This is a genomic window from Pseudomonas sp. 50_B (assembly GCF_017491625.1).
GTDB classification, from domain to species: Bacteria; Pseudomonadota; Gammaproteobacteria; order Pseudomonadales; family Pseudomonadaceae; genus Aquipseudomonas; species Aquipseudomonas danubii.
In genome coordinates this window covers 11,848-37,419 of record NZ_JAFGYX010000026.1, presented here as the reverse complement: position 1 = coordinate 37,419, position 25,572 = coordinate 11,848, and the positions used below count along the sequence as shown (strand labels likewise).

18 protein-coding genes and 1 pseudogene are annotated in these 25,572 nt (G+C 61.9%); 7 read left to right on the top strand and 12 right to left on the bottom strand.

Annotated elements, in window-relative coordinates:
• Positions 1-27: 27 nt before the first annotated feature.
• The 9 genes and pseudogenes from gltB to pilM form a co-directional block, all read right to left on the bottom strand.
• On the bottom strand, positions 28-4,476 hold the full coding sequence (gene gltB / locus J5M73_RS26725; protein ID WP_207816489.1) for a glutamate synthase large subunit: 4,449 nt from the start codon (positions 4,474-4,476) through the stop codon (positions 28-30).
• 348 nt (positions 4,477-4,824) lie between these two features.
• On the bottom strand, positions 4,825-6,396 hold the full coding sequence (locus J5M73_RS26720; RefSeq protein WP_207166958.1) for an AAA family ATPase: 1,572 nt from the start codon (positions 6,394-6,396) through the stop codon (positions 4,825-4,827).
• Between the two features lie 10 nt (positions 6,397-6,406).
• The gene (aroB, locus tag J5M73_RS26715; RefSeq protein WP_102862804.1) at positions 6,407-7,507 is read right to left on the bottom strand and encodes a 3-dehydroquinate synthase; all 1,101 of its coding nucleotides are present in this window, start codon (positions 7,505-7,507) and stop codon (positions 6,407-6,409) included.
• 146 nt (positions 7,508-7,653) lie between these two features.
• Positions 7,654-8,172 carry a shikimate kinase AroK gene (gene aroK / locus J5M73_RS26710; RefSeq protein WP_011058824.1) on the bottom strand — a complete coding sequence of 173 codons (519 nt, stop codon included), beginning with the start codon at positions 8,170-8,172 and terminating at the stop codon, positions 7,654-7,656.
• A gap of 4 nt (positions 8,173-8,176) precedes the next feature.
• A pseudogene (locus J5M73_RS26705) lies at positions 8,177-9,436 on the bottom strand (type IV pilus secretin PilQ family protein); the annotation flags it as partial.
• 191 nt (positions 9,437-9,627) lie between these two features.
• Positions 9,628-10,155, bottom strand: coding sequence for a pilus assembly protein PilP (locus tag J5M73_RS26700; protein WP_102862802.1), 528 nt, complete (start codon positions 10,153-10,155; stop codon positions 9,628-9,630).
• Positions 10,152-10,775 (bottom strand): type 4a pilus biogenesis protein PilO, encoded by a 624-nt coding sequence (gene pilO, locus J5M73_RS26695; protein WP_115581442.1) that lies wholly within the window; start codon positions 10,773-10,775, stop codon positions 10,152-10,154. Before pilO ends, J5M73_RS26700 begins: the two co-directional genes overlap by 4 nt.
• Positions 10,772-11,338, bottom strand: a complete 567-nt coding sequence (locus J5M73_RS26690; protein ID WP_207166956.1) for a PilN domain-containing protein — start codon at positions 11,336-11,338, stop codon at positions 10,772-10,774. The genes pilO and J5M73_RS26690 overlap by 4 nt, the downstream gene beginning before the upstream one ends.
• Entirely contained in the window at positions 11,338-12,387 is a 1,050-nt protein-coding gene (gene pilM / locus J5M73_RS26685) for a type IV pilus assembly protein PilM (protein ID WP_207166955.1), read from the bottom strand. The genes J5M73_RS26690 and pilM overlap by 1 nt, the downstream gene beginning before the upstream one ends.
• Positions 12,388-12,605: 218 nt before the next feature.
• Here pilM and J5M73_RS26680 point away from each other — a divergent pair, with 218 nt between their 5' ends.
• On the top strand, positions 12,606-15,038 hold the full coding sequence (locus tag J5M73_RS26680) for a penicillin-binding protein 1A (protein ID WP_207816491.1): 2,433 nt from the start codon (positions 12,606-12,608) through the stop codon (positions 15,036-15,038).
• 169 nt (positions 15,039-15,207) lie between these two features.
• On the opposite strand, the gene J5M73_RS26675 is transcribed toward J5M73_RS26680, so the two are convergent.
• From J5M73_RS26675 to rpmE, 3 genes are all read right to left on the bottom strand, one after another.
• Positions 15,208-16,476 carry a malic enzyme-like NAD(P)-binding protein gene (locus J5M73_RS26675; RefSeq protein ID WP_102862798.1) on the bottom strand — a complete coding sequence of 423 codons (1,269 nt, stop codon included), beginning with the start codon at positions 16,474-16,476 and terminating at the stop codon, positions 15,208-15,210.
• Positions 16,477-16,663: 187 nt separating this feature from the next.
• Positions 16,664-17,443 carry a thermonuclease family protein gene (locus J5M73_RS26670; RefSeq protein WP_102862797.1) on the bottom strand — a complete coding sequence of 260 codons (780 nt, stop codon included), beginning with the start codon at positions 17,441-17,443 and terminating at the stop codon, positions 16,664-16,666.
• A gap of 41 nt (positions 17,444-17,484) precedes the next feature.
• Positions 17,485-17,706: a 50S ribosomal protein L31 gene (gene rpmE / locus J5M73_RS26665; RefSeq protein WP_011058815.1), complete on the bottom strand. Its 222-nt coding sequence runs from the start codon at positions 17,704-17,706 to the stop codon at positions 17,485-17,487.
• Between the two features lie 299 nt (positions 17,707-18,005).
• Between rpmE and J5M73_RS26660 the strand changes: the two genes are divergently transcribed.
• The 6 genes from J5M73_RS26660 to J5M73_RS26635 all read left to right on the top strand — a co-directional run bounded on the left by J5M73_RS26660 (position 18,006) and on the right by J5M73_RS26635 (position 25,475).
• Positions 18,006-20,225, top strand: a complete 2,220-nt coding sequence (locus tag J5M73_RS26660; protein WP_207816487.1) for a primosomal protein N' — start codon at positions 18,006-18,008, stop codon at positions 20,223-20,225.
• 211 nt (positions 20,226-20,436) lie between these two features.
• Complete coding sequence (argS, locus tag J5M73_RS26655; protein ID WP_102862795.1) at positions 20,437-22,173, top strand: arginine--tRNA ligase; 1,737 nt, start codon at positions 20,437-20,439, stop codon at positions 22,171-22,173.
• A 1-nt stretch (position 22,174) separates the two neighbouring features.
• Positions 22,175-22,882, top strand: coding sequence for an SPOR domain-containing protein (locus tag J5M73_RS26650; protein ID WP_016962745.1), 708 nt, complete (start codon positions 22,175-22,177; stop codon positions 22,880-22,882).
• A gap of 198 nt (positions 22,883-23,080) precedes the next feature.
• Positions 23,081-23,611 (top strand): ATP-dependent protease subunit HslV, encoded by a 531-nt coding sequence (gene hslV, locus J5M73_RS26645; protein ID WP_003186641.1) that lies wholly within the window; start codon positions 23,081-23,083, stop codon positions 23,609-23,611.
• A 57-nt stretch (positions 23,612-23,668) separates the two neighbouring features.
• A complete protein-coding gene (gene hslU / locus J5M73_RS26640) occupies positions 23,669-25,006 on the top strand; it encodes an ATP-dependent protease ATPase subunit HslU (RefSeq protein ID WP_102862794.1) in 1,338 nt (445 codons plus the stop codon).
• A gap of 91 nt (positions 25,007-25,097) precedes the next feature.
• Positions 25,098-25,475, top strand: coding sequence for a DUF971 domain-containing protein (locus J5M73_RS26635; RefSeq protein WP_102862793.1), 378 nt, complete (start codon positions 25,098-25,100; stop codon positions 25,473-25,475).
• The last annotated feature ends 97 nt before the right edge of the window (positions 25,476-25,572 follow it).

Here is a 25,572-nt window from a genome sequence, read left to right as displayed (position 1 = left end):
GCTTGAGGCTCGTAGTCTGCAGCTGCGTTACTGCGGATTCGCACGAGTACTGGAGAGCAGAGACTTCAAGCTCGCCGCCTTGGGCTTGACCAGCCAGAAGCGACGCAAGTAGTCGTCGAGGTTCTCAGCGAGGTTACGACCCCATTCGCTGTCGGTTTCCTCGACATACTCGTTCAGCACACGCTGCAGGTGGCTGCGATAGGCTTCCATCGCTTCGCCGCTGATCCGCTGGATTTCCACCAGTTCGTGGTTGACCCGGTCAACGAAAGTGTTGTCCTGGTCGAGCACGTAGGCGAATCCGCCGGTCATGCCTGAGCCGAAGTTGTAACCGGTCTTGCCCAGGACGCAGACAAAGCCACCGGTCATGTACTCGCAGCAGTGATCGCCAGTGCCTTCCACCACGGTGTGGGCACCGGAGTTACGCACGGCGAAACGCTCGCCCGCGGTGCCGGCGGCGAACAGCTTGCCGCCAGTGGCGCCATACAGGCAGGTGTTGCCGATAATCGCGCTGTCCTGAGTCTTGTAGACGCTGCCCTTGGGCGGAACGATCACCAGCTTGCCGCCGGTCATGCCCTTGCCCACGTAGTCGTTGGCATCGCCTTCCAGGTAGAGGTTCAGGCCCCCGGCGTTCCACACGCCGAAGCTCTGCCCCGCAGTGCCCTTGAAGCGGAACGTGATCGGTGCCTGGGCCATGCCCTGGTTGCCGTGCAGCTTGGCAATTTCACCGGAGATCCGCGCACCGATGGAACGGTCGCAGTTGCAGATATCCAGGGCGAAGTCGGCACCGCTCTTGTCGTTGATCGCCGAACGCGCCATCTCGACCATTTTCTCGGCCAGCAGGCCCTTGTCGAAGGGCGGGTTGCGGTCCACCTGGCAGAACTGCGGTTTGTCCGCCGGGATATGGTCGCTGCCCAGCAACGGGGTCAGATCCAGGTGGTGCTGCTTGGCGGTCTGGCCTTCGAGGATTTCCAACAGATCGGTACGACCGATCAGTTCCTCCAGGGAGCGCACGCCGAGCTTGGCCAGCCACTCACGGGTTTCCTCGGCGACGTAGGTGAAGAAGTTCACCACCATGTCGACGGTGCCGATGTAGTGATCCTTGCGCAGCTTCTCGTTCTGCGTCGCCACGCCAGTGGCGCAGTTGTTCAGGTGGCAGATGCGCAAGTACTTGCAGCCCAGGGCGATCATCGGCGCGGTGCCGAAGCCGAAGCTTTCAGCGCCGAGGATGGCCGCCTTGATCACGTCGATGCCGGTTTTCAGGCCGCCGTCGGTCTGCACCCGGACCTTGCCGCGCAGGTCGTTGCCGCGCAGGGTCTGGTGGGTTTCCGCCAGGCCCAGTTCCCACGGCGCACCGGCGTACTTGATCGAGGTCAGCGGCGAAGCGCCGGTGCCGCCGTCATAGCCGGAGATGGTGATCAGGTCGGCATAGGCCTTGGCCACACCGGCAGCGATGGTGCCGACACCGGCTTCCGCCACCAGCTTCACCGAAACCAGGGCCTGAGGGTTGACCTGCTTGAGGTCGAAGATCAGCTGCGACAGGTCTTCGATGGAGTAGATGTCGTGGTGCGGCGGTGGCGAGATCAGGGTCACGCCGGGCACGGCGTAACGCAGCTTGGCGATCAGGCCGTTGACCTTGCCGCCGGGCAGTTGGCCGCCTTCGCCGGGCTTGGCGCCCTGGGCCACCTTGATCTGCAGCACTTCGGCGTTGACCAGGTATTCCGGGGTCACACCGAACCGGCCAGTGGCCACTTGCTTGATCTTGGAGCTCTTGATGGTGCCGTAGCGCGCCGGATCTTCGCCGCCTTCACCGGAGTTGGAACGCGCACCGAGGCGGTTCATGGCTTCGGCCAGGGCTTCGTGGGCCTCGGGGGACAAGGCGCCCAGGGAAATGCCCGCGGAGTCGAAGCGCTTGAGGATCGACTCCAGGGGCTCGACTTCGCTGATGTCCATCGGCGTGTCCAGGATCTTCACTTGGAACAGGTCACGGATCATCGACACCGGGCGGTTATCCACCAGCGCGGTGTATTCCTTGAACTTGGCGTAGTCGCCCTGCTGCACGGCGGCTTGCAGGGTGTTGACCACGTCCGGGTTGTAGGCGTGGTATTCGCCGCCGTGGACGAACTTCAGCAGGCCGCCTTGCTGGATCGGCTTGCGCGGGCTCCAGGCTTCGGCCGCCAGGGCTTTCTGCTCGGCTTCGATGTCGACGAAACGTGCGCCCTTGATCCGGCTCGGCACGCCACGGAAGCTCAGGTTGCAAACTTCCTCGGACAGGCCGATGGCTTCGAACAGCTGCGCGCCACGGTAGGAGGCGATGGTGGAGATGCCCATCTTCGACAGGATCTTCAACAGGCCCTTGGTAATGCCCTTGCGGTAGTTCTTGAACACCTCGTAGAGGTCGCCCAGCACTTCGCCGGTACGGATCAGGTCCCCCAGCACTTCATAGGCCAGGAACGGATAGACCGCCGAAGCACCAAAACCGATCAGCACCGCAAAGTGGTGCGGATCGCGGGCGGTGGCGGTTTCCACCAGGATGTTGGAGTCGCAACGCAGGCCTTTTTCGGTCAGGCGATGGTGCACTGCGCCCGTGGCCAGGGAGGCGTGGATCGGCAGCTTGCCCGGCGCGATATGACGGTCGCTGAGGACGATCTGGGTGCGGCCGGCGCGCGCGGCTTCTTCAGCCTGGTCGGCGACATTGCGGATTGCCGCTTCCAGACCGACGCTCTCGTCGTAGTTGAGGTCGATGACCTGGCGCTCGAAGCCCGGGCGATCGAGGTTCATCAGCGAACGCCACTTGGCCGGGGAGATCACTGGCGAGCTGAGGATCACCCGCGAAGCGTGCTCAGGCGACTCCTGGAAGATGTTGCGCTCGGCACCGAGGCAGATCTCCAGGGACATGACGATGGCTTCGCGCAGCGGGTCGATCGGCGGGTTGGTGACCTGGGCGAACTGCTGGCGGAAGTAGTCGTAAGGGGTACGCACGCGCTGGGACAGCACCGCCATCGGCGTGTCATCGCCCATGGAGCCCACCGCCTCGTAGCCCTGTTCGCCCAGCGGACGCAGCACCTGGTCACGCTCTTCGAAGGTGACCTGGTACATCTTCATGTACTGCTTGAGCTGGTCGACATCGTAGAAGGCCGAACCGTGGTCGTTGTCTTCCATGGTGGCCTGGATGCGCAGAGCGTTCTTGCGCAGCCATTGCTTGTATGGATGACGGGATTTCAAGCGGTTGTCGATGGCGTCAGTGTCGAGGATCTGCCCGGTTTCGGTGTCCACGGCAAAGATCTGCCCTGGCCCCACACGGCCCTTGGCGATCACGTCCTCGGGCTGGTAGTTCCACACGCCGATTTCCGAAGCCAGGGTGATGAAGCCGTTCTTGGTGGTGACCCAGCGCGCCGGGCGCAGGCCATTGCGGTCCAGCAGGCAGACGGCGTAGCGACCGTCGGTCATGACCACGCCGGCCGGGCCGTCCCACGGCTCCATGTGCATGGAGTTGTATTCGTAGAACGCGCGCAGGTCGGCGTCCATGGTCTCGACGTTCTGCCACGCTGGCGGAATGATCATGCGCACGCCGCGGAACAGGTCGATGCCGCCGGTGACCATCAGCTCCAGCATGTTGTCCATGCTCGAGGAGTCGGAGCCCACGCGGTTGACCAGCGGGCCGAGCTCTTCCAGGTCCGGGATCAGGTCGTTGGCGAACTTGGTACGCCGGGCCACGGCCCAGTTGCGGTTGCCGGTGATGGTGTTGATCTCGCCGTTGTGGGCGAGGAAGCGGAATGGCTGGGCCAGCGGCCATTTCGGCAGGGTGTTGGTGGAGAAGCGCTGGTGGAACACGCAGATCGCGGTCTGCAGGCGCGGATCACCCAGGTCCGGATAGAAGGCGGCGAGGTCCGCCGGCATCATCAGGCCTTTATAAATGATGGTCTTGTGGGAAAAGCTGCAGATGTAGTGGTCGGTGTCGGCGGCGTTGGCCACCGAGGAGCGACGACGGGAACTGAACAGCTTGATGGCAAAGTCCTGGTCGCTCAGACCCTGGCCGCCGATGAACACTTGTTCGATCTGTGGCAGGCGCTCCAGGGCCAGACGCCCGAGCACACTGGTATCGATCGGTACTTTGCGCCAGCCCACCAGCTGCAGGCCGGCGGCCAGGATCTCGCGGTTCATGTTTTCGCGAGCGGCTTCGGCTTTCACCGGGTCCTGGTTGAAGAACACCATGCCCACTGCATATTGCTTGGGCAGTTCGACGCCGAAATGCTCCGTGGCGACGGCGCGCAGGAACAGGTCGGGCTTTTGCATCAGCAGACCGCAACCGTCGCCGGTCTTGCCGTCCGCGTTGATCCCACCGCGGTGGGTCATGCAGGTCAGGGCCTCAATGGCCGTTTTCAACAGGGTATGACTGGGTTCGCCCTGCATATGGGCTATCAGGCCGAAACCACAGTTATCCTTAAACTCATCTGGTTGGTACAGACCTGCTTTCATAGACACTTTCTCACCAGGCTGCCTCTTATCGAGACAAATTTCTTTTCAATTCAACCACTTACCGTCCACGCCGAACGTACGCCAGCTTTGCGGGGGCAAAAGGGAGGTCATTGTACACACCGACACAAAGCCCCACAAATTTGACGACGATCTGTCGCAAATTCATGTCGCATTTATGAACGTTTTAAAGCGATATGCTGTGCTAGTCAAAAAGTTTTGCTTTTGACTGCCGCGACTCAAAAACTACTGTGACGCAGACACCACAAGGCACGCGGCCGGTAAGGCAGCATGCCGATGCGGAAATTTGAGGTTGCCGGGAGAGGCGGCCTGGGTAAGGCCGCCGAATCTTCAGCGAGTTGTTGCCAGTTCTTGTTGAACGCTAGCGACAGTGCGAGGCCAAGGTTTACCAGCCTGAACCTTCGCTGGCAAGGATTTGATGGCGCTGACCGCTGCATCGCGGCTTGCGAAGTTGCCGTAGGTGATCACATACAGCGGCTTGCCGTTGAGGACTTTCTTGAAGTAGCGGTATTCACCGCCCTGTTCCTTAACAAAATTCTGCGCGGCGGCTTCCGAGCTGGTGCCGAGAATCTGCACCACGTAGTTGCCTGGCGCTTGTCCGGCGTACCAACTGCCACCGGCAGCCTTGGCTACAGTGACCGGCTTTTCCGCTGGCTTGGCGGCCGGAGCCGGCTTGGCAGCAACCGGTTTCTCTACCGGCTTGGGCGCAGGGGTCGGCTTGGCGGTGGCGACCTGGGTCGGGGCCGGAGTCGGAGTCGGTGCAGGGCTGGCCACTGCACCAGCAGGCGGCGCGGTGGTGGTCACGGTTGGCGGAACGGCACTGGAGCCTTCCACAGGAACCCCATCGTCGCCCTCGGTGATACCGCCTGCGGCTTCAGCCAGAGGACCGCGCATGACCGGTTGCGACTGGCCGACCAACGGCAGCGGCATCGGCTGAGACGAGCCGGCAAATTCCACCGATGGACTGCCATTGGCATTCGGTGTCGGTGTCTGCCCGAGGGGCAGTTGCGCTTGCTCGCTGGCCGGAGCCCCGGTGGTTGGCGCCTTGCTGCGACCCGGCATCAACCAGGCTGCAGCCACGGCCACAACCACTACAGCGGAAATGGCCAATACGTGTTTCTTCGGCATGTTGAACCCCATACTTGGACGCTTGACCGCGGAGCGGCTGGCGATCATGGCTTCGATCATTGCATCCCTGGCGACCTGGTTGATGTTGCCCGGCCAGCCATCGGAGCTTTCGTGAATATCACTGATCTGATCTGCGGAGAAAAGTTCGATGCCCTGACCCGCGCCCTCGAGGCGCTGAGCCAGATATTCACGGGTTTCCTCTTCGGTGTATGGCTGCAATTCGATGACGTGGAAGCGCTCTTCCTCGGCGCTCAACTGATCCAGGGACGCGATCAGCGACGACTCGCCGAACAGGAATACATGAGGGCGACCTTCCGGAGCGCCCGCCGCCAGGGCCAGCAGGGCCTCAAGTGCAGACTCGTCAAGCTGCTCGGCATCATCCACCAGCAGGTAGACTTCCTGACCGGTCAGGGCCAGTTGCACCACTTGGGCGAGGATTGCGCCGATCTCGGCCTGGGCCACGTTCAAGGCCTGGGCTACCTGGTGCAACACTCCGGCAGCATCGCTGGCGCCACGGGCGGAAACCACCACGCTTTGCACCGATTGCTTGTTGGTACTGGCGACCAGAGCCTGACGCAACAGCGTCTTGCCACTGCCCTGAGGGCCGGTGACTACCAGCAGCAGCTGACTGTAACGTGCCAGGTGATGCAACTGCCCCAGCACAGGCTTGCGTTGGGCAGGAAAGAATTTGAAGCCAGGGACCCGGGGAGCGAAAGGATCATGGCTCAACTGGTAATGGCCGAGGAAAGCCTCGTCGGCGTGCAAACTAGTCATCGGGATCTTATTAACCTTTAAGCTGAGCCAGGGCGCGGTAATCCGCTCCCAGCGTGGCCTGTAAAATCTCTTTCGGATAATCGTCGGTCACTACGGCTTCGCCCATGCGGCGCAACAGCACCAGACGCAAACGACCGTCGATCACTTTCTTGTCAATTGCCATATGTTCGAGGAAGTCCGCTTCGGTCATCTCTTCAGGCGGGATGACCGGCAAGCCCGCGCGCTGGAACAGACGAATACCGCGGTCACGCTCCTGGCTGGTGATCCAGCCCAGGCGCGCGGACATTTCCAAGGCCATTACGGTGCCAGCAGCTACCGCCTCACCATGCAGCCAGACACCGTAGCCCATATGAGTCTCGATCGCATGGCCGAAGGTATGGCCCAGGTTGAGGGTGGCACGCACCCCCGATTCACGCTCGTCGGCACCGACCACCGCAGCCTTGGCCGCGCAGGAGCGTTCGATGGCATAGGTCAGCGCCTGCTGGTCCAGGGACCGCAGGCGATCGACATTCTCTTCCAGCCAGGTCAGGAACGGCTCGTCGCAGATCAGGCCGTACTTGATCACTTCCGCCAGGCCCGCCGACAGTTCACGGTTCGGCAGGGTATTGAGGCTGGTGGTATCGATCAGCACCACGTTCGGCTGATAGAAAGCGCCAACCATGTTCTTGCCTAGGGGGTGGTTGATGCCCGTCTTGCCCCCCACCGAGGAGTCCACCTGGGACAACAGGGTGGTAGGAATCTGGATAAAGTCCACGCCGCGCTGATAGCAGGCGGCGGCAAAGCCGGCCATGTCGCCGATCACTCCGCCGCCGAGGGCAATGATGGTGGTCCGACGGTCGTGGCGCGCAGTGAGCAGGCCGTCGAAGATCAGTTGCAGGGTTTCCCAGTTCTTGTAGGCCTCGCCATCGGGCAGGACCACCGAAATCACCGAAAACTGCGCCAGACTGCGGGTCAAACGCTCAAGGTACAGCGGCGCAACGGTCGCATTGGAAATGATCGCCACTTGCCGCCCGGCGATATGGGGCACCAGCAGCTCGGGCCGGTCCAACAGTCCTTCACCAATGTGAATCGGGTAGCTGCGCTCGCCTAGATCGACCTTAAGTGTCTGCATGTGTCCCCACAGTGAAGATGGAAGCAGGCGTTGTGCCTTGTATTGACGATGGGCCTCGTCTGGTCTTCTGACGCTGCCCGATAGCTCTGCGCCACACCTTGGCGGTCGTGGCGCGACGCCGAGAATAGCGCATTTCGCTCGACGCATTAACGGGGTGGCAGCTGCTGCAGGCGCTCGAGTATGTCCAGCACCACCATTCGTGGCGGCCGCTCATCGGTTTCCACCACCAGGTCGGCGATTTCCCGATAAAGCGGATCACGGATTTCCAACAGGTCGCGCAGGGTCTTGGCCGGATCGGCGGTGCGCAGCAAGGGACGATTGCGGTCCCGGGCGGTGCGCCCTACCTGCTGTTCCACCGAAGCGTGCAGATAGACCACTCGTCCACCGGCATGCAGCGCCCGACGATTGGCTTCGCGCATCACCGCACCACCGCCGGTAGCCAGGACCACGCCGTCGGTGCCACAGAGCTCGGCGATCATCGCCTGCTCACGATCGCGAAAGCCCGGCTCGCCTTCTTTATCGAAGATCCACGGAATATTCGCGCCTGTACGCAGTTCAATTTCCTTATCGGAATCTTTGAATGGCAGGCGCAGCTCTTTGGCCAGTAAGCGGCCTATGGTGCTTTTTCCAGCCCCCATCGGCCCAACAAGAATCAAATTTCGCACAGAATCAACGACTCACAGCAATCGCCTGGTTGTTCATGATACGCGGAGTGAGAAATACCAGCAGCTCGGATTTTTTCTCCGACACCACGTCACGCCGGAAAAGGCGGCCAAGATACGGCACATCGCCAAGAAATGGCACTTTATCTACAACCTTGCTTTGGGTATTGGAGAAAACCCCACCGATGACGATGGTCTCGCCATCAGTGACCAGGACCTTGGCATTGACCTCGTTCTTCTTGATCGGCGGCACATCCTGAACCTTGTTCAGGTAATCCGGCTCATCCTTGGTGACCTTGACGTCCATGATGATGCGGTTGTCCGGGGTGATCTGCGGCGTCACCTCAAGAGACAGCGAGGCCTCCTTGAACGACACTGAAGTGGCGCCACTGGAACTGGCTTCCTGGTAGGGAATTTCGGTGCCCTTGAGAATCCTCGCGGTTTCCTTGTCGGAAGTGACCACCTTGGGCTGGGACACGATTTCACCATTGCCGGTCTTCTCCATGGCGGTCAGCTCCAGGTCCAGCAGCACGCTGTCAGTGATGTAGGCAACGCCGATGCCCGAGGTGTTGGCCGTGACACCCAGATCGACGAAGGGCGAATTGCTGCCACTGCTGCCCGGGGTGCCGATGGTCGAAGAGCCTTTGGCGCCGCTCTGCACCCCGGAAGCATTCCAGTTGCCCCTGTTTTGCACCGAGCCGCCCCAGCGCACGCCCAGGCTCTTGTCGTAGTCGATGTTGGCCTCGACGATTCGCGCCTCGATCATCACCTGACGCACCGGGACGTCCAGCTGAATGACCATGCGCCGCAGCTCATCGAGGCGCTCCTGGGTCTGGTAGGCAATGATGTTGTTGGTGCGCTCATCCACGGTGATGGAGCCACGTTCGCCAACCTTCTCCTCGGTACCGGTCACGGACTGGAACAGCCTGGCGATATCCGCAGCCCTGGCGTAATTGACCTGCAGCAGATCCCGGCGCAAGGGCGCCAGGTTTTCCAACTGCGTCTGCAACTCCAGCTCCTGGCGCTCGCGGGCCGCGATCTCATCCGCCGGAGCCACCAGCAAAACGTTCCCGACCTTGCGCTTATCCAGCCCCTTGGTCTTGAGTACCAGATCCAGAGCCTGGTCCCAGGGCACGCTCTGCAAGCGCAAGGTGATATTGCCTTGCACGGTGTCACTGGCCACCAGATTGAGCCCGGTGAAATCGGCGATCAGTTGCAGCACCGCGCGCACCTCGATGTCCTGGAAATTCAGCGAAAGCCTTTCACCGGGCAGACGCGTTGCGCCCTCACCTGAAACCCCAATGTTTTCCGGCTCAAGCGGGGGGCTGCTGGCAAATCGATTGTGCTCTTCAGAGGCGAAGGCCCTGAGCGCGGTGGCGCCAACCAGCGATGCCAGCAGCACTATCCATAGCGCCACACCGAAGGCTGAAACAGTCCTGTTCATTTTGCAGATTCCACTTAAGAGTGTTTTTTCAGAGACAGTGTTCGCGGCCGCTCCTGCCAGGCTCCCGCTCCATCGGCGACAATTTCCACCACGTCCACCCGGGACTCGCTGATGGCCACGATCCGGCCCTCGTTTCGCCCCAGGTAATCACCGACCTGCAAGGGAAAGACACCGCCTGCGCTGCGCAACAGCGCAAAGCGGCCGGAGGCACGGGACAGAGTCCCGACCATTTGCAACTGCTCGATATCGAAGCCCTCAAGATGTTGCCGGACCCGCCGCGAATTGGGCCGGACAGCACTCGCGCCCTGTCGAGCAGTGATCTGCTCGACTCTTTGGGGTGGCTGAAATGGGCTGCGCAGCGCGCTGGCGCCATAAGTGACCGAGGGGTAGGAGCGCATGACCGGAGGCGGATCAATCGCCCCCGGTGATTGCAGGTGCACCTCACTCATGTAGGCATCCAGGTCGGCAAAGTCAGCGCCACCTTCACATCCCAGCAGTGCCACACAGAAACAACCGAGCACCCAGCAACGCGAACCGATCATGAGTGAGGCTCCCGACTGTCATACCTGTAGGTCCGCGCCTCGATGCTCATGCGCAGTTGTGTGGAATTGCCCCTGTCCACGGGCTTGATCTGAAAATCATGCAAGGTGACGACTCTCGGCAGACCGGCGACGCCACTGACGAAAGTCGCCAGGTCGTGATAGGCACCAGTGACCGCGATCTGAATTGGCAGCTCGACATAAAACTCCCGGACCACCTCCGGTTGCAGCTTGATTTCCTCGAACACCAGGCTGCTGTCCTGCCCCATGCGACTGATGTCTTCCAGCAGTCCTGGGACCTCGGTCTCGCTGGGCAACTGGCGCACCACCAGAGAGAAGCTGTCCTGCAGGGCCCCAAGCTGCTCACGGTAGCGCTCAAGATTGGCGACCTTTCCAGCTTTGTCAGCGAACTGCAGCTTGAATCGATGCTCCTCCCGGCGCAGTTGCCCCAGCGTCTCCAGATGCGGACTCAGGTAAAAGCTATAGCCCGCCACCTGGGGCAGTAGCAGAAGCAAGACCGCCAGCAGCGCCTTGATCGGCCCGGGCCAGCAACCGAGGTTGCTCAGTTCCAGCTCCCGTAGATCGGTACTACGCAACTGCGCCAACCAATGTCCCAGGCTCATCGCGGGGCCTCCTGCGGCAGCAAGGGCATCCACCCAACGTTGAGCCGAAACAGATTGCCCAACCCCTGATCCGCCGCCACAACATGCTTCACCTCGGTCAGACTGGGTGCGGCAAACCCCTCGGCGGACTGCAGATTGCGCATCAACTCGGACACCCGCTGATTGGACTCCGCGGCCCCACTAATGCTCAGGCTCTGCCCCAGCAGACCCACCTCGGTAAAGTACAAGCCAGCGGGCAGGCTGCGGGCCAATTGCTGAAAAATCCGCACACTGGCCGAGCGGCTGCCTTGCAGATCCTCAATGACCCCCATGCGCTCCACCAGTTGCTGACGCTGGACCTTGAGTTGGTGAATGGTGGCAATTTGGTTATCCAGGCCAACCGTCGCCTGCCTCAGATATTGGTTGCGAGCCTGTTGCCGACCGATCAGCCGGTCGATGCAGGCATCGGCCAGGAGCACAAGCCCTACACCCAGCACCAGCATTGCCGCCAATGCCTGGAGGAAACGTCGGCGGCGCAACGCTCGTGCGGCCTCGCGCCAGGGAAGAAGGTTGATGCCGGCCATCAATCAAACCCTCGCAGGGCCAGACCGCAGGCACGCAGCAGGTACGGCGCCTGTTCAGCAAGCGCTCGGGCATCCACATGGGGAGCAATGGACATGCTGACGAACGGATCGGCGATGACTGTGACGATTCCCACTTGTTCTGCTAGCCGACCATCAAGACCGGTCAAGCGGCTGCCGTCACCGGCCAGCAGCAACCGCTCAACAGGCTGTTGTTGCGGCGACTCGGCAAACAGTTGCAAGGAACGATGCGCCTGCTGCAACAACGCTTGCTCGAACGGCCGCAGCGTGTCCTCGGCACAACCTTGGGGCAAACAGCCCTGGCGCTCGGCCAGCAACGCCTGATCCAGGGTCAGCGCGTAGCGGCGCTCCAACGCCTGGGTCAGCTGTCGACTGCCAAACAACTGCTCCTGGCTATAGATGATTCGCTGGCCGTGCATCACGCAGAACGTGGTCATATCCGCACCTATGTCCAACAGCGCCACGGCCAAGGGCGATGCAGACGGCAACGACTCCGTCAGCATTGCCAGACAACGCTGCAGGGCAAGGGGCGCGGTATCCACCACCCTTGGCGTCAGGCCTGCCAGGGTCATTGGCGCTTCCAGGGCTTCGACATCCTCGTTGCGACAGGCCACCAGCAGCACCTGAACCCGCTGGGGATCACCGGGCACGGCGCCCTGGACCTCGAAATCAATGGCCACGTCCTCAAGGGGATAAGGAATGTACTGGGCCGCCTCCAGCTGGAGCTGATGTTCCAGCTCATCGTCGCCGAGCCCGGCCGGCATCTCGATCAGCTTGCTGATCACTGCCTCGCCCGACACCGCCACAGCCACATCCCGGCTACGGCTGCCGCTCTTGAGCCAGGCCCGGGACAACACCCTGGCCAGCGCCTCGGGATCGGTCCCGAACGGGTCCGAAGCCAGGTCTTCCCTGGCATAAGCCTCGACTCGATAGCTGCGCCGCTGGTGACTCAGAGCCAGAAGCGTGACCGATGTCGCACTGATGTCGATCCCCAGCAGGGAACCCGACTTTTTGCTGAAGAGTCCAAGCACGATCATTTCCCTATGACTATCCGTAACTTACGAACTTCCTGAGCTCAATTGCACTCGTTCGCCACGTCTTGACAGACGGGCAAATGACGCTCTCGGCGGAAAATGCTTATAATGCGCAGCGTTTTTTTTCCGCTTTCCTGCTGCGTAGGTCGGTCCCTGAATACCTTGAATGCCCTGACGCCTAATTCATTCCTTTCTCTGGAAATCCAAAAGCCTTGATTCGTCTGCTGAAGTTTTTCGGGTGGTCCATCGTCGCTGTGTTCTGCGGGCTGCTTCTCGCCCTCTCCGGTGCGTTTCTCTATCTTAGTCCCGGCCTTCCCTCGGTTGAGGCCTTGAGAAGTATCCAGTTGCAGATTCCTCTGCGGGTGTACAGCAGCGACGGCAAGTTGATCGCAGAATTTGGCGAAATGCGCCGTACCCCTATACGTTTCGCCGAAATTCCCCCCAACTTCATCAATGCGTTACTAAGTGCTGAAGACGACAACTTCGCTAACCATTACGGAGTTGACCCCAGCAGCCTGATGCGCGCTGCGACCCAATTGGTCAAAAGCGGACACATCCAGTCCGGCGGCAGCACCATCACCATGCAGGTGGCGAAAAACTTCTTCCTCAGCAGCGAGCGCAGCTTCTCGCGCAAGACCACAGAAATCCTCCTGGCCCTGCAGATCGAGCGGCAGTTGACCAAGGACGAGATCCTCGAGCTGTACGTCAACAAGATCTATCTGGGCAACCGCGCCTATGGCATCGAGGCTGCGGCCCAGGTGTATTACGGCAAGTCCATTCGCGACGTGAGCCTGGCGCAGATGGCGATGATCGCCGGCCTGCCCAAGGCCCCATCGCGCTTCAACCCCCTGGCCAACCCGGCGCGCAGCAAGGAGCGTCGTGACTGGATCCTGGGGCGCATGTACAAGCTCGGCAAGATCACCGAAGCGGCCTACACCGAAGCCATCAACGAGCCGCTCAACGCCAGCTATCACGTGCCGACACCGGAAGTGAGCGCGCCGTACATCGCCGAGATGGCCCGTGCCGAGATGGTTGGCCGCTATGGCAGCGACGCTTATACCGAAGGTTTCCGAGTCACCACCACGGTGCCCAGCGATCTGCAGGAAATGGCCAACACCGCAGTCCATGAAGGCTTGATGACCTACGACCAGCGCCACGGCTATCGCGGGCCTGAGTCCCGCCTGCCAGGCAAGACTCAGGCGGCCTGGGCCACCGAACTGACCAAGCAGCGGACCATCAGCGGCCTGGAGCCGGCGATCGTCACCCAGGTCGAGAAGAAAGGCGTACAAGTGCTGACTCGCAACGGCGAGGAGCATGTGGCCTGGGACACCATGAAATGGGCCCGGCCGTTCCTCAACACCAACAGCATGGGCGCCGTCCCTCGCCAGCCGGCGGACGTGGCTCAGGTCGGCGACCTGATTCGCGTACAGCGTCAGGCGGACAATTCGCTGAAGTTCAGCCAGATCCCGGTCGCCCAAGGCGCCTTGGTGACCCTGGACCCGAAAAACGGCGCGATCCGTGCGCTGGTGGGGGGCTTTGCCTTCGAGCAGAGCAACTACAACCGTGCGATGCAGGCCAAGCGCCAACCCGGCTCGAGCTTCAAGCCGTTCGTCTATAGCGCAGCCCTGGACAATGGCTACACCGCGGCCAGCCTGGTCAATGACGCCCCGATCGTGTTTGTCGATGAGTACCTGGACAAGGTCTGGCGTCCGAAGAACGACACCAACACCTTCCTCGGCCCGATCCGCATGCGTGAAGCGTTGTACAAGTCGCGCAACCTGGTATCGATCCGCCTGCTACAGAGCATGGGTGTGGACCACACCATCGACTACATCAGCAAGTTCGGCTTCAACAAGCAGGACCTGCCGCGCAACCTGTCCCTGGCACTGGGCACCGCGACCCTGACGCCCATGGAGATCGCCACTGGCTGGAGCACCTTTGCCAACGGCGGCTACAAGATCACCCCATACATCATCGACAAGATCGAAAGCCGCAACGGCGAGATGCTGTTCAGCGCCAACCCGCCCAGCGTCCCCACCGGGGATACCACCAGCAGCGGCATTGCGGCGCCGGAACACAGCTTCACGGTCAATACCGTGGCGGGCGAAAATCCGATCCAGGCCCCCGTGCAGACCCCCGCGGTCGCCGAGCGGATCATCGACGGGCGCACCACCTACATCCTCAACAGCATGCTCCAGGACGTGATCAAGCTGGGCACCGGACGCCGGGCCCTGTCCCTGGGCCGTACGGACCTGGCCGGCAAGACCGGTACTACCAACGAATCCAAGGACGCTTGGTTCTCCGGCTACAACGCTGACTACGTGACCACCGTGTGGACCGGCTTTGACCAGCCGGAAAGCCTGGGACGCCGTGAGTACGGCGGCACTGTGGCTCTGCCGATCTGGATTAACTTCATGGGCGCCGCCCTCAAGGACAAGCCGGCGCACACCCAGGCGGAGCCGGAAGGCATCCTCAGCCTGCGGGTCGACCCGGTCAGCGGCCGCGCGGCCACCCCAGGCACACCGAATGCCTATTTCGAGCTGTTCAAGAGCGAAGACACTCCGCCCTCAGTCAACGAGCTGGGCAATGGGGTCGCTCCGGGCAGCCCGTTGCCGGCGGACGAAGCGGCACCGATCGATCTGTTCTAAGCCTGCAGGAGCCGGCTGGCCAGCGAAGGTCGATGGGTGTCTTACCTGGTTTACCGGCCTCTTCGCGGGCGAGCCCGCTCCTACGGCAAGGCCATGACAGGGCACAAAGCGCCCACAAAAAAGCCCCGGCTCGCGAGAGCCGGGGCTTTTTGCATGACGCTACAACAGCTTAGCCGTTGAACACATCATCCACGCTTTTGAGCGGGTAGTTCTTCGGATACGGCAGGGTCGCAACGCCGGTCTCGATGGCAGCCTTGGCCACGGCATCGGAGATCACGGTGATCAGGCGGGCATCCATTGGCTTCGGAATGATGTACTCACGACCGAATTCCAGCTTGATGCCGCCGTAGGCGTCGCACACTTCCTGAGGCACTGGCAGCTTGGCCAGTTCACGCAGGGCGTTGGCTGCAGCGATCTTCATTTCTTCGTTGATGCGCTTGGCGCGAACGTCCAGGGCACCACGGAAGATGAACGGGAAGCCCAGAACGTTGTTCACCTGGTTCGGGTAGTCCGAACGGCCAGTGGCCATGATCACGTCATCACGGGTGGCGTGAGCCAGCTCTGGAGCGATTTCCGGATCAGGGTTCGAGCAGGCGAACACGATCGGGTTCGGCGCCATGGACTTCAGGCCTTCAGCGCTCAGCAGGTTCGGACCGGACAGACCCACGAACACGTCGGCGCCTTGCAGGGCATCGGCCAGGGTGCGCTTGTCGGTCGCGTGGGCAAACACGGCCTTGTACTGATTCAGGTCATCACGGCCGGAGTGGATCACACCGGTACGGTCAACCATGAAAATGTTCTCGATCTGCGCACCCATGCTCACCAGCAGTTTCATGCAGGAGATGGCGGCAGCACCGGCACCCAGGCAGACGATCTTGGCGTCGGACAGGGTTTTGCCAGCGATTTCCAGGGCGTTGATCATGCCGGCTGCGGTCACGATCGCGGTGCCGTGCTGGTCATCGTGGAAGACCGGAATGTCGCACTGCTCGATCAGAGCGCGCTCGATCTCAAAGCACTCTGGAGCCTTGATGTCTTCCAGGTTGATGCCACCGAAGGTGATGGAGATGCGCTTGACGGTGTCGATGAAGGCTTGCGGGCTTTCGGAGTCGACTTCGATGTCGAATACATCGATGCCGGCGAAACGCTTGAACAGTACGCCCTTGCCTTCCATCACAGGCTTGGAGGCCAGTGGGCCGAGGTTACCCAGGCCGAGAATCGCGGTGCCATCGGAAATGACGGCAACCAGGTTGCCTTTGCCGGTGTACTTGTAGGCCAGTTCCGGATCGCGAGCGATTTCGCGTACCGGTTCGGCTACGCCGGGGCTGTAGGCCAGCGCCAGATCACGAGCGGTAGCAGTGGCCTTGGTGAGCTCGACACTCAGCTTTCCTGGACGAGGATTGGCATGATATTCGAGAGCGGCAGTTTTCAAATCAGACATGTGGGCATTCCGCTTTTTACTGTTGGACAGACGGACCGCCGAGGATACGCGTGTCGCATAGTCCCTACAAGACTGCCCAGTCACCCCTGTCAAGGCCTGTAGCGTATGACTTTGGGCCAAGAGCCACGGTGCACAAGGCTTTCAACTGTTCACAATCCAATTAAAAAATGTCTACAATTTTTCTTTATCAGAGACGTCTGACCATGGAAGTGTCGGTCACTGACAACATCCAGCGCACCCCGCCCGATGTGGAACCCTCTCGACGGGAGCGCTCCACCACCCAGCCGCGAGCCTCGATTCGCTGCCCCGAAAGCCCCTTGAGCCAGCGACGATCAAAACGCTCCAGGACATTGGGTGCAATGCGCAATACAACCGCGCCCCGCAATGTAATCCAAACACCCCCGCGATTGCGCTGCACCTTGCTCACACGCCCCTCAAGCACAACAAAACCCGAACCGCGAATCTGCTCCGCTTTCAGTACAGGTGAACGCCGCCAGAGCCCCAGCCCGGCTCGGCGCGCATGTTTTTCAGCGGCTTGCTGACAAGCCACCAGGGCGACGTTCGGCGCCAGTGCAATCTGGTAGGCCAGCCCTTCAGCGATCAAGCGCGCCTCAAAGTTGATGCCATTGGCACCATAGACATGAGCCAGGGTCCGGCCATAGCGATCACGCCGCTCACGCCCGGGCAACAAACCGACTCGACCACCGCTCTGCGTCACCAATTGCTGCAAGCGTTGCCGCGCCGCCACCGCGAAAGGCTCGGCCGACCGCCCCTTACCGGCCAGCTCCGGCGCATTGAGGCCGATCATGCGTACGCTGCGGCCATCCTTGAGGCGCAGCGTGTCGCCATCCACCACCCGCTGCACGGTTGCAGGAATCAGTCCCTTTGGTACCGGGCAAAACGCCTGAGCGGTGGTCAGCCAAATCGCAGACACAAAAAAGGCGCCCACTAGGGACGCCTTTTTCATCAGCGAGGAAAGTCGGTAACGGCTTTCCAGAACGATCAGCCTCAGGCCTTCTTCGTTGCGCCGAAAGCACCAAAGCGCGACTTGAACTTGTCGACACGACCGCCAACGTCCAGAGTCTTTTGCTTACCGGTGTAGAACGGGTGGCACTCGTTGCACACGTCCAGGCTCAGAGGCTTGGCCAGGGTGGAGCGAGTTTCGATGACGTTACCGCAGCTGCAAGTGGCGGTAATGGCTTCGTATACTGGATGGATATCGGCTTTCATGGTGTATTCCTCAGGCTAGCGTGCCGCCACCCAACACTATTGTTGAATACCGCACGAATTAGGGCGCGAATTCTACCAGACCCCATCAATCGCGCAAGAGATCCTGACTGCACTCCATCAGAAAAACCCCGAGCAGCCTTGACAGCACCCGGTTTGCCGTTCCGTGAGCGACGACAGCCGTCCCGGTACAGCTCAAAGCTCGCAGGAACCGGAGCCGTACACGCTTGTGCAGGACACTCCAGAGCGCCTCTGTTAGGCTCCGGGGCTTATTTACTGTCCGCTCAACGAGATTTTCCCGCGTGCCCGACGCCATCCTGCGCCTCGCCCTGCCTTCGCCTCTGCGCCGCTTGTTCGACTACCGTGCACCCGCCGGAGTGCTGCGCGCCCAGCTGCATCCGGGCATGCGCCTGCGGGTGCCGTTCGGCCGTCGGGAAATGATCGGCATTCTGGTGGAAGTGGCGGATCACAGCGAAGTCCCGGCCGAGAAACTCAAGCCGGCGCTGGCCTTGCTGGACCCCACCCCACCACTGCCAACCGCCCTGTTCAAGCTGTGCCTGTGGACCGCCCAGTATTATCAGCACAGCCTGGGCGACACCCTGAGCTGGGCGCTGCCGGTGCTACTGCGCCAGGGTGAGCTGGCCGAGGCCCGCCAGGAGCGTTTCTGGTCGATTGCCCCTGGCGCCCGCCTTGATGACCCACGCATCGCCCGTGCACCGCGCCAGCGTGAAGCCCTGGCAACCCTGGCCCAGCATCCCCATGGCGTGCCCCATGCATTGCTGAGCAAGCTGATGCTGAGCAAGGACAGCCTGGATCTGCTTCTGGCCAAGGACCTGGTGCAGGTGGAAGTGCGCAAGCACGCGCCAGGCGTGCGCCACGAACACTGGCTGGCCCAGCCCGAGTTGCCGCTCAACAGCGAACAGCGCGCCGCCTACGAGGCCATCCGCGCCGGGTTCGACAGTTATCACGCCTTTCTCCTGGCTGGCGTCACCGGCAGCGGCAAGACCGAGGTCTACCTACAACTGATCCGCGAGACCCTGGAAGCCGGCAAGCAGGCGCTGGTGCTGATCCCGGAGATCAACCTGGGGCCGCAAACCCTGGCGCGCTTCGAACAGCGCTTCAACGCCCGCATCGCCCTGCTGCACTCGGCGGTCAATGACCGCGAACGCCTGGATGCCTGGCTCGCCGCCCGCGATGGCGAAGCCGATATCATCATCGGCACCCGCTCGGCCCTGTTCACCCCGATGAAAAATCCCGGGCTGATCATCATCGACGAGGAGCACGATGGCTCCTATAAACAGCAGGAAGGCCTGCGCTACCACGCCCGGGACCTGGCACTGGTGCGGGCACGCCAGGAAAACATCCCGATTGTCCTGGGCTCGGCCACCCCATCCCTGGAAAGCCTGCACAACGCCTACACCGGTCGCTATGGCCTGCTGCGCCTGAACGAGCGGGCCGGTGGCGCCAAACAGCCACGCTTCCTGCGCCTGGATGTGAAGAGTCGCCCCTTGGACAGCGGTATTTCAGGCCCCATGCAACAAGCCATCGGTCAGACCCTGGCCGCCGGGCAGCAAGTGCTGGTGTTTCTCAACCGCCGGGGCTTCGCTCCGACCCTGCTCTGCCATGACTGCGGCTGGATGTCTGAATGTCAGCGCTGCGATGCCCGGATGACCGTGCACCAGCGCTCCGGCGAGTTGCGCTGCCACCATTGTGGCCACGTCGAGCGCGTGCCCCGGCACTGCCCGCAATGCGGCAAGGTCGACCTGCGCCCCGTGGGCGCCGGAACCGAGCGGGCGGAAGAACGCCTGGGAATACTCTTCCCCGACTACCCGGTACTACGGGTGGACCGCGACAGCACCTCACGTAAGGACGCGATGAACCAACTGTTCGCCACCATCCAGAAAGGTCATCCGTGCATCCTGGTGGGCACCCAGATGCTGGCCAAGGGGCACCACTTCCCCCGGGTCACCCTGGTATCGATCCTCGATGCCGACGGCGGCCTGTTCTCCGGCGACTTCCGTGCCAGCGAGCGCATGGCGCAACTGATCGTCCAGGTGGCCGGGCGCGCGGGACGCGCCGAAGAACCGGGCAAGGTGATCATCCAGACTCACCTCGCCGACCACCCGCTACTGGTGCAACTGACCGAACAGGGCTACTTCGCCTTTGCCGAGCAGGCCCTGAGCGAGCGCCGCGCCGCCGGCCTGCCACCCTTCGCCCATCTGGCGCTGCTGCGGGCCGAAGCCCACAAGCCAGGCCAGGCCGAAGGTTTTCTGGACGAAGCCTGCGGCGAAGCCGAGCGCTTGCTGACGGAACAGAACCTGGGCGGCATCGAACTGTTGGGCCCGGTGCCAGCGCCGATGGAGCGGCGCGCCGGACGTTACCGTGCGCAATTGCTGCTGCAGGCCAACGCCCGGGCACCGCTGCACCGGCTACTCAGCAGCTGGCTGCTGGTGCTGGAGCAGATGCCCAGCGGGCGCCAGGTGCGCTGGTCGCTGGATGTGGACCCGGTGGATTTGTATTGATCAACATCGCGCCTTTGCGAGCAGGCCGGCTCCCACGATAGATAGCCACCCACCCACAAGAGCAGGCTCGCCCGCGGACGGGACCCAGTAGCCACCACCGATCCCTCAGCAGCCCTCTATAGTTGGCAAGCCCGCTTCAGCAACGGATAATGCCCAGTTTTTCCACCCGCGCACCAAAGCGCCGCCGCGCCAGCGGTCGAACGAGAAGACCATGAAAGACACCATTCGCCAGCTCATCCAGCAAGCCATCACCCAACTCGTCACCGAAGGTGTGTTGCCAGAAGGCCTGACGCCGGCGATCCAGGTCGAAAACACTCGCGACAAGACCCACGGTGACTTCGCCAGCAATATCGCCATGATGCTGGCCAAGCCCGCCGGCATGAAGCCTCGCGACCTGGCGGAAAAAATCATTGCCGCATTGCCGGCCCATGAAGACCTGAGCAAGGCAGAAATCGCCGGCCCGGGCTTCATCAACTTCTTCCAGAACACCCAGGCCCTGGCCGCGCGCCTGGACGCCGCCCTTGGCGACGAACACCTGGGCGTGCGCAAGGCCAGCCCGGCACAACGCACCGTGGTCGACATGTCGGCGCCAAACCTGGCCAAAGAGATGCACGTCGGCCATCTGCGCTCCACCATCATCGGCGACGGCGTGGCGCGGGTCCTGGAGTTCCTCGGCGACACCGTGATCCGCCAGAACCACGTCGGCGACTGGGGCACCCAGTTCGGCATGCTGATGGCGTACCTGGAAGAAAACCCGATTACCAGCGACGAGCTGTCGGACCTGGAGAACTTCTACCGCGCCGCCAAGCAACGCTTTGACGAATCTGAAGCCTTTGCCGATCGCGCCCGCAGCCTGGTGGTCAAGCTGCAAGCCGGCGATCCGGACTGCCTGGAGCTGTGGACCAAGTTCAAGGACATCTCCCTGTCCCACTGCCAGAAGATCTACGAGCTGCTGAACGTCAAGCTGACCATGGCCGACGTCATGGGCGAAAGCGCCTATAACGACGACCTGATCAATGTGGTCAACGACCTCAAGGCCAAGGGCATGCTGGTGGAGAGCAACGGCGCCCAGTGCGTGTTCCTCGACGAGTTCAAGAACGCCGAAGGCGAGCCGCTGCCAGTGATCATCGTCAAGGCCGACGGCGGCTACCTGTACGCCACCACCGACCTGGCCGCCGTGCGCTACCGCAGTGGCAAGCTCAAGGCCGATCGCGCCCTGTACTTCGTCGACCAGCGCCAGGCCCTGCACTTCCAGCAAGTGTTCGCCGTCGCCCGCAAGGCCGGCTTCGTGACCCATCCGATGGAGATGGAACACATGGGCTTTGGCACCATGAACGGCGCTGACGGTCGTCCGTTCAAGACCCGCGACGGCGGCACCGTAAAACTCATCGACCTGCTGACCGAAGCCGAAGAGCGCGCCTATGCCCTGGTCAAAGAGAAGAACCCGCAACTGCCGGAAGCCGACCTGCGCAGCATCGCCAAGGTAGTGGGCATCGACTCGGTGAAATACGCCGACCTGTCCAAGCACCGCACCAGCGACTACAGCTTCAACTTCGACCTGATGCTCAACTTCGAAGGCAACACCGCCCCTTACCTGTTGTACGCCTACACCCGCGCCGCCGGTGTGTTCCGCAAGCTGGGCAAGGACTTCAGCGAAGTCGGTGGCCAGATCGAACTGCACGCGGCCCAGGAACTGGAGCTGGCGGCCAAGCTGGCGCAGTTCGGCGAGATCCTCAACAACGTCGCCGACAAGGGCACGCCGCACATCCTCTGCACCTACCTGTACGACGTGGCCGGGCTGTTCTCCAGCTTCTACGAGAACTGCCCGATCCTGGCGGCCGAGACGCCGACGCAGATGCATAGCCGCCTGCGCCTCACCGAACTGACCCGTCGCACCCTCAAGCAAGGTCTGGAACTGCTGGGCCTCAAAGTCCTGGAGCAAATGTAAGTTGGCTGCCAAGAAAAAACCTGCACCCAAGCGTGGCGCCAGCCGTTACCAGGCCCCGGCCAAGAAGCCGATTCCGGGCTGGTTGTGGCTGGCCATCGGCCTGACCATTGGCGCCTTCATCGTATTCCTGATGAAGCTCGAACCAGGCAAGGGCGGCGACAGCGTCAAGCGCGAGAAGATCGAACAGCAGAAAGCCAGCAAGATCGCCGAGGCCAACAAGACCCCGCCGAGCCCGCAGCAACCGGTGAAGCCCAAGTACGACTTCTATACCCTGTTGCCGGAATCGGAAGTGATAGTGCCGCCCGAGGCCGTGCCGGAGAAAACCCTGCCGACGCCGCAAGTGCCACCGGTGCCCACCACCCCGGTGACCCCGGCGGAAGCGGCGAAGATCGACACCGCCCGGGCCCAGGCGGCCCTGGCCGGCATCACCCCACCGCCCGCGCCACCGGTGGCCAAGGCGGCGCCGGTGACCAAGTTCTTCCTCCAGGCCGGCTCGTTCCGCAAGCAGGCCGATGCCGACAAGGTACGGGCGCAGATCATCCTGCTGGGCCAGTCGGTGGCGGTGGAATCCGGCACGGTGAAGGACGAAACCTGGTACCGGGTATTGGTGGGGCCGTTCAGCAACCGTGAACAACTGACCGTGGCCCAGAAACAACTGGCCGGCGCCGGCTTCAGCAACCTGCTGTTACAACAGCGCCAGAGCCGCTAAGCCGACGGCTACCCGATTGATCGCGAACAAGCCCACTCCTGCACAACGCGCGGTAGGAGCGGGCTTGCCCGCGAAGCTCTTGCAGCTTGCAACAAAGACCGCCGGTCCCCCGCTACAGCCTCCAGTTGAAAAACGCTCAGCCACCCCCATATGAGTTTCCATCAGGGCACTTTCGCCCCGCTGTGTGGAGACTTCCCCTTGACCACCATCGTTTCAGTCCGCCGCCACGGCAAAGTCGTCATGGGCGGCGACGGCCAGGTATCTCTCGGCAACACCGTGATGAAAGGCAACGCGAAAAAAGTCCGTCGCCTGTACCACGGCCAGGTGATCGCCGGTTTTGCCGGGGCCACCGCTGACGCCTTCACCCTGTTCGAACGCTTCGAAGGCCAGCTGGAGAAACATCAGGGTCACTTGGTGCGAGCTGCTGTTGAACTGGCCAAGGAATGGCGCACCGATCGCTCCCTGAGCCGCCTGGAAGCCATGCTGGCTGTCGCCAACAAGGACGCTTCCTTGATCATCACCGGCAACGGCGACGTGGTTGAGCCCGAAGACGGCCTGATCGCCATGGGTTCCGGTGGCGCCTACGCCCAGGCCGCAGCCAGCGCCTTGCTGAAGAAGACCGACCTGTCGGCCCGTGAAATCGTCGAGACCGCCCTGGGCATCGCCGGCGACATCTGTGTATTCACCAACCACACTCAAACCATCGAGGAGCAGGATCTCGCGGAATAAGCCTGTTACGGCGCTCGCGCCACGGCATTCATTCTTGCTTGAGGACCGCCAATTACTATGTCCATGACACCCCGCGAAATCGTCCACGAACTCAACCGCCATATCATCGGCCAGGACGATGCCAAGCGCGCCGTCGCTATCGCTCTGCGTAACCGCTGGCGCCGCATGCAGCTACCGGCCGAGCTGCGCGTTGAAGTAACCCCCAAGAACATCCTGATGATCGGCCCGACCGGTGTCGGCAAGACCGAAATCGCCCGGCGCCTGGCCAAACTGGCCAATGCCCCCTTTATCAAGGTCGAAGCCACTAAATTCACCGAGGTCGGCTATGTCGGCCGCGACGTTGAATCGATCATTCGTGACCTGGCCGACGCGGCGATCAAGATGTTCCGCGAGCAGGAGATGATCCGGGTTCGCCACCGCGCCGAAGACGCCGCCGAAGAACGTATCCTCGATGCCCTGCTGCCACCGGCACGCACCGGTTTTGGCGGCGATGAAGCGCCAGCCCAGGACTCCAACACCCGCCAGCTGTTCCGCAAGCGCCTGCGCGAAGGCCAACTGGACGACAAGGAAATCGAGATCGAAGTGGCGGAAGTCAGCGGTGTCGACATCTCTGCGCCACCGGGCATGGAAGAAATGACCAACCAGCTGCAAAGCCTGTTCGCCAACATGGGCAAGGGCAAGCGCAAGAGCCGCAAGCTCAAGGTCAAGGAAGCGCTGAAACTGGTGCGCGACGAAGAAGCCAGCCGCCTGGTCAACGATGAGGAACTCAAAGCCAAGGCCCTGGAGGCCGTCGAGCAGCATGGCATCGTGTTCATCGACGAGATCGACAAGGTGGCCAAGCGCGGCAATTCCGGCGGCGTCGACGTGTCCCGCGAAGGTGTACAGCGCGACCTGCTGCCGCTGATCGAGGGCTGCACCGTCAACACCAAGCTGGGCATGGTCAAGACCGACCACATCCTGTTCATTGCCTCCGGCGCCTTCCACCTGAGCAAGCCCAGCGATCTGGTGCCAGAGCTGCAAGGCCGCCTGCCGATCCGTGTGGAGCTCAAGGCACTGTCGCCGGAAGACTTCGAGCGCATCCTCAGCGAGCCCCATGCTTCGCTGACCGAGCAGTACCGAGAGCTGCTGAAGACCGAGGGCCTGAATATCGAGTTCCTGCCCGACGGCATCAAGCGCCTGGCGGAGATTGCCTGGCAGGTCAACGAGAAGACCGAGAACATCGGTGCCCGTCGCCTGCACACCCTGCTTGAGCGCCTGCTGGAAGAGGTATCGTTCAGCGCCGGTGACCTGGCCAGCGCTCATAACGAAGAGCCGATCCGCATCGATGCTGCCTACGTCAACAGCCACCTGGGCGAATTGGCGCAGAACGAAGACCTGTCCCGTTATATCCTGTAAGCCTTCACTACCCACGTAGGATCCGGCCTGTCGGCGATAGGGCCAAACCCGATCGCCGGCAGGCCGGCTGCTACCGGAAGGACTACAGGTCATGAGCAAACTCCCTACCGGCATCAACCTGCATAAAGCCTCGAAAACCCTGACCCTGACCTATGGGCCAGACGAGGTCTATCAGCTGCCCGCAGAATTCCTGCGGGTGCACTCCCCCTCCGCCGAGGTCCAGGGCCACGGCAAACCCATCCTCCAGTTCGGCAAGCTAGGCGTGGGCCTGAGCAAGGTTGAACCGGCTGGCCAGTACGCACTGAAATTGACCTTCGATGATGGCCATGACAGCGGATTGTTCACCTGGGAATACCTGTATCAGTTGGCGCTGCGCCAGGACGATCTGTGGAACGATTATCTGGCGGAGCTCAAAGCCGCCGGAAAAACCCGCGACCCGAATCAGTCCGTCATCAAGCTGATGCTCTAACTCAAGCCTCCGACTGTTTAGAGGGCATTTTCTAATTCCATCTGTTTGAATGCTGGGCTGTATGGCCAATGAATGGCCTGCTTGCGAAAAAAATTAA

Excerpts from the sequence above, each read along its gene's own strand:
- gltB (WP_207816489.1), bottom strand. The coding sequence starts at position 4,476 with ATGAAAGCAGGTCTGTACCAACCAGATGAGTTTAAGGATAACTGTGGT.
- J5M73_RS26720 (WP_207166958.1), bottom strand. The coding sequence starts at position 6,396 with ATGACTAGTTTGCACGCCGACGAGGCTTTCCTCGGCCATTACCAGTTG.
- aroB (WP_102862804.1), bottom strand. The coding sequence starts at position 7,507 with ATGCAGACACTTAAGGTCGATCTAGGCGAGCGCAGCTACCCGATTCAC.
- J5M73_RS26700 (WP_102862802.1), bottom strand. The coding sequence starts at position 10,155 with ATGATCGGTTCGCGTTGCTGGGTGCTCGGTTGTTTCTGTGTGGCACTG.
- pilO (WP_115581442.1), bottom strand. The coding sequence starts at position 10,775 with ATGAGCCTGGGACATTGGTTGGCGCAGTTGCGTAGTACCGATCTACGG.
- J5M73_RS26690 (WP_207166956.1), bottom strand. The coding sequence starts at position 11,338 with ATGGCCGGCATCAACCTTCTTCCCTGGCGCGAGGCCGCACGAGCGTTG.
- J5M73_RS26675 (WP_102862798.1), bottom strand. The coding sequence starts at position 16,476 with ATGTCTGATTTGAAAACTGCCGCTCTCGAATATCATGCCAATCCTCGT.
- J5M73_RS26670 (WP_102862797.1), bottom strand. The coding sequence starts at position 17,443 with ATGAAAAAGGCGTCCCTAGTGGGCGCCTTTTTTGTGTCTGCGATTTGG.
- rpmE (WP_011058815.1), bottom strand. The coding sequence starts at position 17,706 with ATGAAAGCCGATATCCATCCAGTATACGAAGCCATTACCGCCACTTGC.
- argS (WP_102862795.1), top strand. The coding sequence starts at position 20,437 with ATGAAAGACACCATTCGCCAGCTCATCCAGCAAGCCATCACCCAACTC.
- hslU (WP_102862794.1), top strand. The coding sequence starts at position 23,669 with ATGTCCATGACACCCCGCGAAATCGTCCACGAACTCAACCGCCATATC.
- J5M73_RS26635 (WP_102862793.1), top strand. The coding sequence starts at position 25,098 with ATGAGCAAACTCCCTACCGGCATCAACCTGCATAAAGCCTCGAAAACC.